9 protein-coding genes are annotated in these 15,033 nt (G+C 63.9%); 2 read left to right on the forward strand and 7 right to left on the reverse strand.

The window, feature by feature from the left end; genetic code table 11:
• Nucleotides 1-241: 241 nt before the first annotated feature.
• A complete protein-coding gene (locus tag C8C96_RS11940) occupies nucleotides 242-5,110 on the forward strand; it encodes an AAA domain-containing protein (RefSeq protein WP_121942448.1) in 4,869 nt (1,622 codons plus the stop codon).
• Nucleotides 5,103-6,671 (forward strand): hypothetical protein, encoded by a 1,569-nt coding sequence (locus tag C8C96_RS11945; protein WP_121942449.1) that lies wholly within the window; start codon nucleotides 5,103-5,105, stop codon nucleotides 6,669-6,671. The genes C8C96_RS11940 and C8C96_RS11945 overlap by 8 nt, the downstream gene beginning before the upstream one ends.
• 515 nt (nucleotides 6,672-7,186) lie before the next feature.
• Here C8C96_RS11945 and C8C96_RS11950 read toward each other — a convergent pair.
• The 7 genes from C8C96_RS11950 to C8C96_RS11980 all read right to left on the reverse strand — a co-directional run bounded on the left by C8C96_RS11950 (nucleotide 7,187) and on the right by C8C96_RS11980 (nucleotide 14,990).
• Nucleotides 7,187-8,005: an SDR family oxidoreductase gene (locus C8C96_RS11950; protein WP_121942450.1), complete on the reverse strand. Its 819-nt coding sequence runs from the start codon at nucleotides 8,003-8,005 to the stop codon at nucleotides 7,187-7,189.
• 26 nt (nucleotides 8,006-8,031) lie between these two features.
• Nucleotides 8,032-8,961, reverse strand: coding sequence for an ABC transporter permease (locus C8C96_RS11955; protein ID WP_158605754.1), 930 nt, complete (start codon nucleotides 8,959-8,961; stop codon nucleotides 8,032-8,034).
• Between the two features lie 68 nt (nucleotides 8,962-9,029).
• Nucleotides 9,030-9,956, reverse strand: a complete 927-nt coding sequence (locus C8C96_RS11960; RefSeq protein WP_121942452.1) for an ABC transporter permease — start codon at nucleotides 9,954-9,956, stop codon at nucleotides 9,030-9,032.
• Complete coding sequence (locus tag C8C96_RS11965) at nucleotides 9,953-11,482, reverse strand: sugar ABC transporter ATP-binding protein (RefSeq protein WP_121942453.1); 1,530 nt, start codon at nucleotides 11,480-11,482, stop codon at nucleotides 9,953-9,955. Before C8C96_RS11965 ends, C8C96_RS11960 begins: the two co-directional genes overlap by 4 nt.
• 15 nt (nucleotides 11,483-11,497) lie before the next feature.
• Nucleotides 11,498-12,583, reverse strand: coding sequence for an ABC transporter substrate-binding protein (locus C8C96_RS11970; protein ID WP_121942454.1), 1,086 nt, complete (start codon nucleotides 12,581-12,583; stop codon nucleotides 11,498-11,500).
• Between the two features lie 152 nt (nucleotides 12,584-12,735).
• Entirely contained in the window at nucleotides 12,736-13,620 is an 885-nt protein-coding gene (locus tag C8C96_RS11975; protein ID WP_121942455.1) for an alpha/beta fold hydrolase, read from the reverse strand.
• A 230-nt stretch (nucleotides 13,621-13,850) separates the two neighbouring features.
• A complete protein-coding gene (locus tag C8C96_RS11980; protein ID WP_121942456.1) occupies nucleotides 13,851-14,990 on the reverse strand; it encodes an ABC transporter substrate-binding protein in 1,140 nt (379 codons plus the stop codon).
• Nucleotides 14,991-15,033 lie beyond the last annotated feature (43 nt).

Consider the following 15,033-nt stretch of genomic DNA (forward strand, 5'->3'; position numbering starts at 1 on the left):
TATCAGCTTCGCTTGAGCGGATCGTTCTCGCCAATGTCCAGTCGACGACGGATTGGCAAAGCGTTAGTTCATAGCCGCAGGGTCCCTGCGTTTGGATTCACCAGCGGCTTCGCGCGGATGCCATGGCTCCTCCTGCGAGCCTTTATGCTTTGCCCACGAACCCGACGCCACAGTTCGCAGTTCACGTAGTCTGTCCGACGTAGGTGGCACGCCAGCAAATCAGAATCAGGGAGTCTCTACTGTGCGAATTCAATACCTTAGCCCGCGGGGTGTTTTAGAGGTCGAGCAGGCCGCGCTGCGCGAGATCGCGGCCAAGCTGCCGAGTGCGTGGACTGCCTATGCCGCATTCCGTTTGCTGCCCCGCGGATCCAAGCAGCCCTTCGACGTCGATCTGCTCCTGCTGACGTCGAACCGCATCCTAGTGGTCGAGCTGAAGAATTGGGCCGGCGACGTCGAGTACTCCTCGGGCCAGTGGTTCCACCGCGGCCACGCCATGCCTTCGCCGGTCGAGGTAACGGACGTCAAGGCCCGGGCGCTGAGAACCTTCCTCAAGGAAAAGAACGGAGCGATCAAGCTGCCCTTCATCGAATCGGTCGTGGTGCTGTGCCATCCCCACTGCCGCCTCAAGAACTTTCCCGACGAGCAACGCCGCTTTGTCCTGACGCTGGCGGACTTCTTGCACGCGGCGTCGGATAGCTCTCGCTACAAGAAGCGCTTTCCCGATACACCGCCGCAGTGGCACTATCCCTCTGCTGACCCGCTGCGTCAGCGGCAACTGTACGACGCCATTTTCACCACGTCCAACACAGCGGTCCTCAAGCGCCGCACCGTACTGTACGGGTTCGAGCAGATCGAGGACCAAGCGGACTACGTGCATCCGCGCAAGATCTGGTCGGAATTCCGCGCGGAACACCAGGAAAGCCGCAGCTCGAAGGCCTTGCTGCGCAAATGGGACTTCGAGGCACTCGCGGCTGGCGGTACCTCCACGGTAGAACGCCAAACTATCGGCTTGCGCGAACTGCGCTTGAACGAGACGCTACGGATGCAGGCGCCCGAGCTGCATGAGGACCTGCTTGAACCCATCGGCTCAGCTACCGCTGAGGACATTACCACCAACTTTGCCGAGGCGTATCGCCTGCCTACCGGAATCGAACGCCTAGCGGAGCATCTAGCTCGCAATGGCGGGATGGATGAGCAAGAACGGCGGTTGCTAGCCAAGAGCATCCTGGCGCGGTTTGCCAAGCTGCATGCCCTGGGCATCGCGCATCGGGACATCACCACGCGCACGCTCTGGGTGCTGGAACCGTCCCGAGTCATCCTCTCGACCTTCGCGGCGGCTCGCGTCCCCGAAGCCCAGACCGTAGGCGTCCATCGCATCGAACTGGAGACCGGTTCGATCCAACTGCCCGAGGACGAAGGTGTCACCGTACCAGCCCGCAACACCGACCCATTTGTCCGCGACGTGTTCCTTCTGGGCGTCCTGGTATATGAGATGCTCGAGGGGCGCGAGCTGGAACGCCTGAACGACGTCCCCGTTTTCGATAGCACCGCCGAGCTCCGCGTACCTGTCCTCGCGCCCTGGTACGGCAAGGCGATGGACCTGGACCCGTCAGCGCGCTATCGCCAAGCCTCGGAAGCTCTCGACGCGCTCAACGCCTGCCTCGCCGAAGATGGCGGTCCAGATATCCGCGCCGAGGACTTCGTCGGCTATGAAACGGCGGCAGGGCCGATGACGCTCCCGGTCAAGCACCAGCTCCCGTCGGCACCGGCCAAGATGGTCTACGAATCGGCGCTGAACGGCGTTCGCGTGCTGGTGAAATGGTGGCCCCAACTCAGATACGATCCGAAGTACATGGCCCGGAACCTGCGCCTGCTCGCCTTCTTGCAGCAGGCGCGATCGCTGCGCCAGTCCGGCTTCGACGCTGCGCCCGAAGTGCTGGACTTTGGCCTGAGCTTGGTCGGGCTCGTGCTGGTTACGCGATGGATCGAGGGCCAAACGCTTACCGCCTGGCTGGCGTCGGGGCCCGATGGGCGCCAGCGTGCGCTTTTGGCGCACGCCCTACTTAACGCCGTGCGACGCCTCCACGTCCTAGGTCTGTCGCATGGTGACGTGAAGGCCGACAACATCATCGTGCCCGAGACAGCGGGAGAAGAACCCCCGCGCGTGGTACTGGTGGACATCCCGGACCTGAGCGCGGATGGCGACGAGGGCGTCACCATTGGCGCCATTCCGCACGCCGTCGAAGGCGCGTCACCCCTGCACCGGGACGCGTTTGCGGTGTGCGCGCTGGTGCTCGGCCTGCTTCCCGAAGAGTTCACTGCGACGCGCAGCGACGTGGCGCGCGCGATCGATCTGGTGGACGCCATGCCGCCGCTGGACTTGCTTGCAGAGACGCTTCAGGAAGAACTACACCCCCGACCATGCGTGATCGCCAAGTTCAAGGCTGTTCTCAAGAAGCGTCTACGTGGTGGGCCACCATCGCTGGACCTAGCCTCTAACAATGGCGAGTACGCCGTGCGCGCGACGCGGCACGCGGAGACGGGTCACGTGCGCTTTTACGTCACCGGGATACGGCAGGAGCTCTACATCAAGTACGACCCGGAAGAGGAGGTTGTGTTCGATGCATCCATCAAGGAAATCGACCACATCGACTTCGTGAACGCTCACCGACGCAGCCTGTTCTCGTTGAATGCTGAGATTCAAGTCACGTTCGAGGAAGAGCTCGATGTTGTCACGCTGGCGGGACTCCTCTTCCAGCGCTACAGCGCAGAACTCATCGATGAGCCGGAGGGCGAAGACCCTGCTGCATCTCCCGTTGCCGGCCCCTACGCAAAGCAGACCGAGGCGACATTGCATCAGCGAATCACCGCCACGGCGCTGTGGACTGCGCTGTCGGACACCGATGAGATGAACGTCACCACGATCACCGTTCGCCAAGGCGCAAAGCAGGTTCCGCCTGACAGCGGCGAATGGATCATCCCGTTCGACTGTGACGGCGGCGTGCTCGACTTCTCCGAAGATGAGGGCATCGAGTTGCTGGAGCGCGGGGTCGACGCGACCGACGGCAGCGACCGTTGGTTCACCATCGGCTGGGTGTCGCCAGACCTGGGCCGCGACATCATGCGAGTGCAGGCCAGAAGAATGAGCTTCTCGCCCAAGGCGGGAGACTTGCTGCACGTGCGCGGCACCTTTGAGAAGGTTGCTTCGGAGCGTCGCGTTGCGGCGATGAAGCGCGTGCTCGCAGGGGGCGGCCTCATTCCTTCTCTGGTCGACTACTTCGACCCGGATATAGAACGATTGCCCAGGCGCGACGCGACCATCGATCTCAGCGAGCTGGGCGAGTACGAGCTCAACGCCGCTCAGGAGGAGGCACTCAGAACTGCCCTCACCCATGGTCCCATCTCGTTGCTGCAGGGACCGCCTGGCACGGGCAAGACCAAGTTCATCGCTTCGTTTGTGCATCTGCTTCTGTCGCGGGGACTCGCGGACAACATCCTGCTGGTCAGTCAGTCGCACGAGGCCGTGAACAACGCGATGGACAAGGTAGCTGGCTCGCTTCGCGCGTCGAGCCTCGACGTTTCCATGGTTCGCATCGGCCAGCAATCGATGGTGTCGCCGACCCTGCGTGGTATCCAGGAAGATGCCCTGCGTCAGAGCTATCGCGAGGGGTTCGATGCAGAGGTGAAAGATCGCGTGCGAGCCGTGGGGGTCGCCATGGGCCTCCCGGAGGGCTACGTCCGCGAAGCGGCTGACCTTCACACCACACTAGGACCGCTGTTGCAGCGAGTCGATGGTCTGGCCCGGGCCGTCGACGAGTCCGACGGCAAGGATCTCGCGGCGGCGGAGCATCTGCGGCGCCTGAGCCAAGTGTTTGTCGAACTCGCCGACCGCCAGTTCGGAATCCATGCCGCGTCCGGCACGGACCCGGCCGATCTGCGAGACCTACTGGACGACAAGCTCAAGGCGCTTGCCCACCAGCATGGCTCGCCAAGCCCGGCCAAATGCGCGCACCTCGAACAGATTGCGCGCCTTTCCAACGAGTTCTCACAAGTGTTGCGCAGTCCGAAATCCAACTACACCGCGTTCCTCGCGCGAAGCGCCAGCATCGTGGCGGGCACCTGCGTGGGCGTCGGCAAGCAAGCGCTCGGCATCACGGACGTGCCCTACGACTGGGTAATCGTCGACGAGGCAGCGCGCGCGTCGCCGACGGAACTTGTTGTCGCAATGCAAGCCGGCAAACGAGTACTGCTCGTGGGCGACCACCTGCAGCTGCCGCCGTCCTATCCGCGCACCGTCGAAGACCAGGCTTCCGCTCTGCTGGGCATGTCTCGCAAAGATTTCCGGCGGATGAATAACTTCCAGCGCGCCTTCTCTTCGAAGTACGGCCAATCCGTTGGGCGAACCCTGAGCGTCCAGTACCGCATGGCCGAGCACATCAACCGGCTGGTGTCGCACTGCTTCTACTCGGGCGCCCTCGTGGTCGGACGCAAAGCGCCTGGCGACGAGTACGCAACGCTGCCGGATTTCTTGTCCACCCAGGTCGTGTGGGTCGACACCCAGGACCAGGGGCGCAATGCTTTCCACCGGACAGCCGGCACGACCGAAGGGGCGCTCGTTAACGAAGCCGAGGCCGCAGCCGTGGTTGAAGTCATCCGGAGCATCCTGACCTCTGCGGAGTTCCTGGAGCAGGTCCAGTCGCAGGACGGCGACCACGATCCGGTCATCGGCATCATCGCCATGTATGCGGCGCAGCGCGACCTTATCCGTCGCAAGCTCGAGCAAGCCGATTGGGCCTCGGGCTTGCGCGACCGTTTCTCCGTCGGCACGGTCGACAGCTATCAAGGGAAGGAGAACCGCATCATTGTGCTCTCTGTCGTGCGCAACGACACCAGCGAGCACGTCGGCTTCCTGATCGATCCGGAACGCATCAACGTGGCCATGTCGCGCGCCAAGGATCGGCTGGTGATCGTCAGCTCATCCGCCATGTGGAGGACTCGGTCCGCTATGCCCATGAAGCGCGTGCTCGATGAAGTCGAGCGACTCGCAGATCAGCAACTGGCGCAGTTCGTGCCATCGAATGAACTCAAGCGGAGTCTGACCCATGCGTGAGCGTTTCAACACCGTCGCCGTCGCGATTCCAGCGCAGCTGTTCAATGTGCGCTGCCACGTGTCTATCGACCGCCAAGTCCCGGTTATGACCGACTTCGCGGTGCGCCTGCTGCACTTGAGCGGACCGTTGGACGTCGGCGTCCTACGGGAATACTTCGGCCTGTCGGCCAGCGAGGTCCGCGACCTGCTGGAGCTGCTTCGGGAAGAAGGCCTGATCGGCGAGACCAACGGCCGTATCTCGCTGACGTCGTACGCGGAGTCCCGGTTCGCTGCGTCCTCCGACGGTCTGCCACGCTTCACGAAGATCGCCGAACGTCAGAGCCGTCCCGTCTTCGAGTTGCTGACCTATACCCCATTGCCGAAGACGCTGACGGGCAACTACTGGGACAACAGCCTGGAGCTGAAGTGGAACGCAGACGATCCCGAAGCCGGCAAGACGCGCGATCGGGCTGAGGCGGCGTTTCACAAGCACTTCCTGGATATCGAGCAATTCGAGCTCGAAGACGTAAACCGGCGGGCCTACGCCTGCTACAAGGTCGACGAGATCCGCGCTGGCCGTCCGTACAGCGTGCCGCTGCCGGTGCACTTCGAGGTGGATGCGGAGGGCAACGTCGAGTTCGAGATCGATGCGCAACTCGAGCTGCTTCCCGAGTCGCTGCGATCAAAATTGAGAGAGCTGACGGCGGACCGCATCGCCTCGCTCGCCAGCCAGCCGGACCACCTGCGCACCTTCGTCGAGAGCTTCGACGACGATTTGCTTGCTCGATACCTGCTCCCTTCGTCGAGCAGAGGGACTCGCACCGCTCTGGTGAAGCCGGATGGGCGCATCGGCCTGCGCAAGGACCCCGCTATCGACTTTGGACGCTACGTTCACGACGTGCACGCACAGAAGAATGGCGAGATCTATGACGGTGGCCGAAGCCGAGCGACCCTCGGAGCTCTGTACATGCCCAAAAACCAGACTCGCCTGCTCGAAGACCTACGCAAGGCGCTTGCCACAATAAAGCGCACGCCCGATGCCGAGTTGCCACCCGCCGTCTTCTGGGTTATCCCCGACTCCGAGCTGTGGGGTCGCACGAGCCTGGTTCGCGAACTCGTCACGGCGGTCCGCGCCGAGCTCACGAGGGCGTGGGGATCGGCGCCAGAGATCGTGGCCGTCGCTCCCTGTCGGCAGGACGAGCACAAGGACCATCACGTGAAGCGGGCTCGGCTACTGCTCGATGCCGGGTTCAATCGCGTTTTCTTGGGGCCCTACCAGCCCAAGCAGGAGTGCTTCGAGACGCTGTTGGTTCCTGGCATCTTTGGCGTTGCAAGCTATCAATGGGCTTTGCCCAGCGCCGATCGGTACAACGTGCCGCTGGGCTTCCTGACCCAAGTACCCACGAAGTTGCAGAAGATGGCTGCGTTCACTCAGTCCGTGCTAGCTTCTTCGCTCTATGCGTCGAGTCGCGGCATCGGTACCACGGCCGACGAGCGTAGGTTCAGGTTCGAAGATGCTGCAGTTAGCGAGTTCGCTTGGATTGACCGTTTTGCCGCTGCACCGCGAACCAGCACTTCTTGAGCGCGAGACATCCCCGCTGACGTCCGCGCCCAACAGGTCTTGGCGCCGTCATCACGCTTGATGAGCTTCGTCGACCGCAAGAGATTTGGTGCGATTGAAGGCGTATTGCCGTCTTGAAAGCGGACGCTGGACAATGACCAATTTCCGTCGGAGTTCAACACGGCGCAAGGAGAGCAGCGCGAGCGACTGAAATGGCCCAACGAGCCTTGCTCCACAATTGAGCGGACGGCTCCTATGGGTCGAAAGCACGAGTTAGCGCTGAGCAGAAGCAGTCAGCGGTGCGGCGCTTACTGCCGTGCACAAGTTCTTCGGCCGCTAAACTTCGTACAACTGACCCTCGTGCGTGTCGCGGTCGCCAAGTCCAGCGGTCGCTATATGGCGGTTAGCGTGAGTTCGGCCAGCCGCAACGACGGACTCCAACCGCTGCGTAGCAGACATGGTTGAAGCGGATTTGGCTCAAACTAGGGGCTGTGAGCAGAGTGCGAAAGACCTACTGACACCTATGTTTAGGAAGTTTATGACTTCAACGACTCAAGTAGCGCATTGCCGAACGGCAGTGAGCCCAGGTTGGTCTGCCCACCATCGATGGTGACCACTGTGCCATGGATGTAGCGGGCAGCGCCGCTGCACAGGAACAGCGCCAAGTCTGCAATTTCATCCGCGTCTGCGGCTCGCGCCATGGGAATGCCTGCCAACACGCGCTCCCAGCTCGCGTCGCCTTCAGGCGCGAGGCGCCTCATGCCTTCTGTATCCGCCACCGGGCCGGGTGCGATGGCGTTGCAGCGCACACCACGCTGCGCCCATTCGATGGACAGCGTGCGCACCAGCATGTCGATGCCTGCCTTGGCCGCACACACATGCGCTTGTGCGGCCATAGGCATCACCGATTGGACTGCGGAGATGGCCAGCAGATTGGATCGTCCTTCGCGTAGCAGCGCCAAACTGGCGCGGAAGGTATTCCAGGTGCCGACAAGGTCGATGTCCACCACTGTCCGGAAGCCATTGGAGGACATGTTGGCGGCCTCGGCAACGAAGTTGCCCGCTGCGCCCGCGATGCAGATGTCTACCGGGCCAAAGGCTGCGTGTGCCTGGTTGAAGGCGCTTGCCAGTGCGTCGAAATCTCGCACGTCCGCTGACAAGCCCTGCGCTTGTCCACCTGCTGCGCGGATGGCGTTGGCGGCGCCTTCAGCCCGCTCCAGGCTGCGGCCCACGATGGACACCGAAGCCCCTTGGGCCGCAAAACGTTCGGCGATGCGTCGGTTGATTCCGCTACCGCCACCCGTGATCAGTGCGTGCTGCCCGCGCAGCAAGCCATCTTTGAAAACATCTGCCATATTGAGCTTCTTTGGGTTGTTTGAAATCAGTGCGCCGAGTCTTTGTGGCGCAAGCAATAGGCCAGTGCCGCCGCCCCGATCAGCGTGCCCTGCAGCATCAGCTTGCCGGGCTCACCCAGGCCCAGGCTAGTGAGGAAGTTGAAGAGAAAAACCAGCATGAACGCCGCAACCGCCGGACCCAGCATGCCGCCACGCCCGCTGCCGAAGTTGATGCCGCCCAGAATGGACGCCGCCAGTGCGTTGAGCGCCAGATCCGCGCCCAGCTTGACGTTGCCTACGCCCACGAAGCCCAGCAGCATCAGGCCGCTGAGGGCTGACATGGCGCCTGAGGTGACATGCGCCACAAACACCACGCGCAGATGCGGAAGTCCCGACAGGCCCGCAGCACGCGGGTTGGCGCCCACGGCATCAAGCACGCGGCCAAAAGCACTGCGGCGCAGCCACAGGGCCAACGGCAACAGGGTCGCAATCCAGAGCAAAGGCACCAGCGGCACCCCTGCCACGCGCGCGCGGCCCATGGAACGCAGGATGTCGGGCGCATCGCCAACAGCATGGAACTGGCTCAGCGCGATCACGGTGCCAGAGAGGATCATCGACACGGCCAGGGTCACGATGACCGCAGAAGCACGCACCCGCACAATCAAAAAGCCGTTGAATGCCCCGACCAGTGCACCAAACAGAATGCACAGCGGCAATGCGATGGGCCAGGGCAAGGGCGTCACGCCGCTTGTCAACAGGTAAGACACCACCGCAATCACACCACCTGAGGACAGGTCGAGCGAGCGGCAGCGCATCACCAGAGACTGCCCGATGGCGGCGAAGCCCAGCGGCGCCGCCTGGCGCAAGATGAGCAGCAGCAAGAACGGAGAAAGAAGGTTGGGTCTCAGGGCCGCTGCGCTGACCAGCAGCACCACAGAGCCCAGATAAGCGGGTGGCAGCGCCAGGATGAATGTCATTGCCTGTTGCAGGCGGTACGCCAGCCCAGGGGAAGAGGATAGGGACATGGATGAAGACATGGGCGAACTCACATTCCAACGATGCGCCGGCGCTGCAGGCTCACGGCCGCAAGCAACAAGACACCGGTCAACACCCCGCGCATGAAGGGCGACACACCAAACAGGTTGAGACCATTGGTCATCAGTCCCAGACTCAGTACCCCGGCCACCACGCCAGCCACGCTGCCGACGCCGCCTGTCAGTTGCACGCCGCCCAGGGCTACGGCCGCCACGGATTCCAGCGCATAAGACGCCCCCAGCGCCGGGTCTCCGGCCGCCACGCGCGCGGCCAGGAAAAGTCCCGCCCACGCTGCAGCAACCGAGCACCACACATAAGCTCCCACCACCACGAATTTCACGCGCACTCCATTGAGGTAGGCGCTGCGCGGGTGGCCACCCACTGCGAACAGGTGCGCGCCAAAACGGGTCCGGCGCAGCACGATTCTGGCTGCCAGCGCTGCAGCCGCACACCACAACAGTGGTGCCGGGATGCCTGCCGCCTCGCCCGTCGCAGCCGCCGTCATGGCGGACGCTATGGTGCCGCCAGGAATCGGCAGCACCACGTAAGCCAGACCTTGCAGAAAAGTTGCGGTGCTCAGTGTCATCACCAGCGGGTGCACGCCCGCCATGGCTACGCCCATGCCGTTGACCGTTCCCACCGCAACCCCCAGGGCGGTTGCCATGGCGACGGCGGCCAGTGGGTCGCTCTGGGTAGCGGCGAAGGCGGATGCCAGGCTCATCACTGAACCGACCGACAGGTCGATGCCCGCCACCAGCGTGACAAATAGCTGCCCCATCGCCACGATGAGCAGCGCGCCGATCTGGCCACTGAAGTTCAGAAGGTTTTGGGTGGAGCGGAAGTCTGCCTGAGTGGCGGCAAGCAGCAACACCAGTACGACGGGTAGGCCAAGGGTGTAGCGCGTCAGGCCCGTACGGGCCGGATTCAGAGTGGTCATGCTGTGGCCTCGTAGGGGGATTCGCTGCGCAGTGCGTGGCCCAGCAGCAGTTCTTCGGTGGCGCTGTGTCCGGGCACGTCGGCCACAATGGCGCCACCACGCACGACCAGGATGCGGTCGCACAGGCCGATCAGCTCGGGCAGGTCGCCAGAGACGGCCAGGATGGCACCGCCCTCGGCCGTGAAGCGGCGCAGCAGCTCATAGATTTCAGCTTTTGCGCCCACATCAACGCCGCGTGTGGGCTGCTCGACCAGCAGAATCTGCACGTTGGCCGCCAGCCAGCGACCCAGCATCGCCTTCTGCTGGTTGCCGCCGGAAAGGGAGCCCACGGGCTGCCCTGAAGGTGTGCGCAGTCCCATGCGCTCGGCCAACTGGCGTACCAGGTCCGAGTCGCGAGGCGCCCGGCGCCACAGCGGCGTCTGGCGCAAGGGGCCGAGCCAGATGTTGTCTTCGATGGAAAGGTCGAGGTACAGCCCTTCGCCCTTGCGGTCTTCGGGCAGAAGGGCCACACCGCTCCGTACGGCGGCGGCCACGCTTCCTGGCGCGACAGTGTCGAGCCGGCCATCGTCTGCCGACACACGCACGCTGCCGCCGTTGGGCTCCTGCGCCCCTGCCAGGCAGCGGATGATCTCGCGCTGGCCCTGACCTTCGAGCCCTGCAATGCCCACGATCTCACCCCTGTGCAGCATGAACGAAACGGCCGGACTGTGGGGTGTGGCGGTGAGCTGTTCCACTTGCAGCGCAGGCTTCCCGGATATTTGTGCCGGGCGCTCGGGGAACAGCGCTTCCAGCTCGCGCCCCACCATCAGAGCCACCAAGGCATCGGGAGTGAGGCTTCCGATGGGCTGTGTGGCCACATGCGCGCCGTCCTTGAGCACCGTCACGGTGTCGCAGAAGCGGAAGATTTCTTCAAGCCGGTGGCTGATGTAGAAGACCAGCTTGCCCTGTTCTTTTAGCGCGCGCAGCAGGGATTCGAGGTGGTCCACCTCTGCGCGGTTCAGCGGTGCAGTGGGTTCGTCGAAGATGAAGACATCCGCCTCGGAATGCAGGCCCTTGGCAATCTCCAGCAACTGTTGTTCACCCACGCTGAGGGTGCCGCACAGCCGGTCGGGGCCGAGCCCGATGCCGGTGCGTTGGAGCACCAGCATGGCCTCATGCCGTAGCGCGCGCAGGTTCAGCAAGCCACCGCGCGTCAGCTCGCGCCCCAGGCACAGGTTCTCGGCCACTGTGAGGTTGGGCAGGATGGTCAGCTCCTGGAACACGGTGGACACACCCGCGCGGCGCGCCTTGGCGGGCGTTCCCAGCGCCGCGCGGCGCCCCTGGAGCAGGATCTCGCCGCTGTCGGGCTGGTGCACCCCGGCCAGCAGTTTCATCAGCGTGGACTTTCCCGCGCCGTTCTCGCCGGTCACGGCATGGATCGAGCCAGGCCAGCCTATCAGGCTGACCGACTTGAGTGCGGAGTTCTGGCCGAACGACTTGCTCACGCTGCGCAGCTCCACCAGGGGCTGGCGCTCCTTGATCGTCATGGTGCGCGCTTCCTGTTACTTGCTGCGGTAGGTTTCCACGATCTTGGCTTCGGGCAGCACCGTGGGCATCCAGTAGGAGTCGTTCAGCTCAGGGCGGAAGAATTTGTCGAGCTGGTCCCGCGCAATCGGTGTTGGCATCGAGAAGTACGAGCGGTACAGTGGCTTGCCCTCTAGCAGCGCGCTCGATGCGCGCACCACGGCAGTGCCCAGGCCCGGCGTAACGATCGGTGCAACGGTCTTAACACCCGCTTGCTTCCACACGCGCAGAAAGCCGTTGTTGGCCTCGCCTGTCATGGGCACCAGCGGCTTGCCTGCCTCCTTGAACACGTCGATGCACGCGCGAGTCATCTCGGCGCCCGAGAACCAGATGCCATCCACCGGCTGGCCCGAGAGCACCAGGTTCTCGCAGATCTGCTTGGCCTTGGCGTAGTTCCAGTCGCCAAACACTTCGTTCGTGATCTTGAGGTTGCTGCCCTCAATGGCTTTCTTCAGCCCGTCGTAGCGCTGCTGCTCTTCATCTACGCCCGCAATGCCTCGGAACACCCAGAGGTTGCCCTTGCCGCCCAACTCCTTGCGCAAAAACTCGCCGCCCTGCTGACCAAAAATGCGGCCGCCCGCCCATATCTCTGTGGTGGAAGGCACGGCGCGGCCATATGAGCCCAGCGTGACCACAGGGATACCTGCCTTGGCGGCCTTCTCGATCAGTGGCGCTCCAATGGCCTGAGAGATCGGGCCGATGATGAGCAGGTCCACCTTCTTGGTCATCAGATCTTCCACGTCAGCCACCTGTTTGGCGGGCTGCCAATTGGCTTCGGTGAAGATGAACTCACCGATGTTCTTGTCCTGTGCAGCGGCGTGGCGCATCTCGGCGATGAGCTGCACGATCCAGCTGTTGCCCATGCCGGCCCATGAGACACCAATGCGCCAGGGCCCGGCCTTCTTGTACTGGCCGGGCTTGGTCTGCTCGGCCGTCGTGGCCGTGAGCAGACCGGGCGGCAGCAGTTCGACCTCGGCCGCATGCGCGGCCTGTGCGGCGGCCAGGCCGACCAGTGCCAGGGCTGCCAGGGTTTTCTTCCAGTGGAATGGAGTGGGTGCAAGCATGGTGTGTCTCCTGTTGTGGGTTTGAAAGAACGGCGTGAAAAGGCGTAAAAAAGGCGTGCAGGAGCCTGCGCGCGGCCCGAGAGGCCACTCGTCAGGTGGGTAGGAAAAAGAGAGGACAGGCGCCGGGTCAGGGCGCGTGATTGAACGCGGCCTCAGCCGACCGCGCGGCGTATCCACGCGATGAGGTTGGCAATCACCTCTTCGCGGTTGGTCTCGTTGAGCACCTCGTGGCGCGCGCCGCCGTACACGTGGGTGGACACATCGCGAAAGCCCGCACCGCGCAGACGGTTCACCAGCGGATCGAACCAGGCCAAGCAGGCGTTCACCGGATCGCGGTCGCCGGTGAAGAGGTACAGCGGCAAGTCCTTGCGCACGGCGGTGTAAAGCGCCGTGTCGGCTGTGCGGTTGCCCACGTCGAAGATAGAGAAAAGCGACTCCAGCGTCAGCGGAGTGCCACACAGCGGGTCGGCAATGAAAGCCGCTGGCACGCTGGGGTCGCGGCTGAGCCAGTCGGCGGGCGTGACCGGTGTGCCCACGCTGGCGTTGGCTGTTTCAGGCGTCCAGCCCGAGGTGCGCACATCCAGCATCTCAAGGGCGGTGGTACCCGATAACGCGACCGCATCGACCAACGCCGAGTGCTCAATCAGATAGACCTGCGCCGCCATCGAACCCATGCTGTGCGCCACCATGACGACAGGCAGGCCTGGGTGGCGCTCGCGCAGCGCACTGGTCACTGCAGCCATGTCGTCCACCAGGGCCGCAAAACCGTGCGGGCCAAAGTCGCCTGCCGTGCCCGCATCAAATGCCGACTGGCCATGCCCCCGGTGCTCGCTGCCGTACACCACGTAGCCTTGTTCGGTCAGCGCCTGGGCCACATGGCGGTAGCGGCGGATGTGCTCGGACATGCCATGTACCAGCTGCACCACGGCGCGGGGCGCGGCGAAAGCGGCTGGCGTGGCCCAGGCATACGCTTCAATGGCATAGCCATCGGCTGCTGCCACGCTGAAACGCGTTTCGTTGGTGTTCGTTGTGCTCATATGTCTCCTTCGGTCTTTTTCGTTGTCTGGCCGGCGCATCGTAGATCGCGCCATTGCGCACCGTCAGCCAGAAAATTCCCCGGGCGTTGAGGGAATTTTCTGCCTGCTGTTTGTCGCGGAATGGATGCTCTGGTATGCGGAATGCGAGAGAAAATCGGCCTTTGCGCGCGTCTGCATTCGATTTATTGCTATTGTTTTTTTGCTGCAGGGCATCCGATTCACCCGTGGTGTTAGCGCAGCAGTTGCCCTTCGCTGCCCAGCACGGTGAAATCCACATAGCGCCCGCCCTGACGCTCGCCCCGGCCATAGCGCACCACAAAACCGCCCAGGTCCAGCGTGCCCAGTTGCTCAAGCGCAGTGGCCACGCGGCCTGGCGTCCAGGCGGTGCCCCCTGCGCGCCGCAGGGCCTCCACCAGCACCTTGGCGGCGATGAACGCCTCGAAGCCCGCGTAGCTGGAGGCGGCGTCCATGGGCCCATAGGTGGCCAGCAGCGCTCGGTATTCGCGTACCAGCGGCCGGGCACCTCTGTAGGGATAGGGCACAACCTGCGTGAAGCCCATCCCCCGTGCCACTGTGGAGCCGACCTGGGCCAGCACTTCCTGGTGGTCGGCCCGCGCAAAGCTCAGCAGTTGTACCGTGTCGCCCGTGCCTCGATACGCTTTGGCGAATGCGGCGACCTGGCGTGTGGGAGCCATGAGCACAATGGCCTCGGGTCGCAACGCCCGCAGGGCCGTCAAAGCGGCGTCGAGCCCTTCCGGGCCGAGGGTGGCGGCTCCTGCCAGGGTGAGTCCCTTGCGGATGAGCGCTGTGCGCAAGGCGTCAACGGCGCCGAGGCCGTCTTCGTCGGCTGTGTGCGCCATGGCGATGCGGCGTGCCCCCAGCGTGGCCAGGTGCCCAGCCAGGTGTTCAGCCTCGCCTGCGTGGCCGGTGCGCAAGTGGAACACCTGGGGAAGCGCTGGCTCGCGCAGCCACTCCGCCCCAGTGGCGGGTGCGAGCAGTGGCACGCCCGACGTCACCAGGAGCTTCTGCGCCAGCACTGCGCGCACGCCCTGCGCGAGTGGGTAGCCCATCAGCACGGACGCCTGCTCCTGCTGCACCAGCTGGCGCGTGTTGCGCACCACGCTGGGTGGGTCGAAGGCGTCATCCAGCACCACATGGCGGATGGGTGTGCCCTGAATACCGCCGGTGGCGTTGACATGGGCGAACCACAGATCAGCGCCCAGCCTCAATTGCCGCCCCAGCGCGGCTTGCTCGCCCGACAGTGGCAGCGACTGCCCCACCACCAGCTCTGCCACGGGCGCCGCGCCCGCTGACAGGGCCCCACACAGCCCCCCGATAGCAACCAGCCTGCGCCAAAAAATTCGCTGCATCCATGCCTCCTTGTGTTGTGGTGCGCGATGCTGGGTGCGCAGG

Source organism: Acidovorax sp. 100, from assembly GCF_003688355.1.
In the GTDB taxonomy this organism is placed as follows: domain Bacteria; phylum Pseudomonadota; class Gammaproteobacteria; order Burkholderiales; family Burkholderiaceae_C; genus Acidovorax; species Acidovorax delafieldii.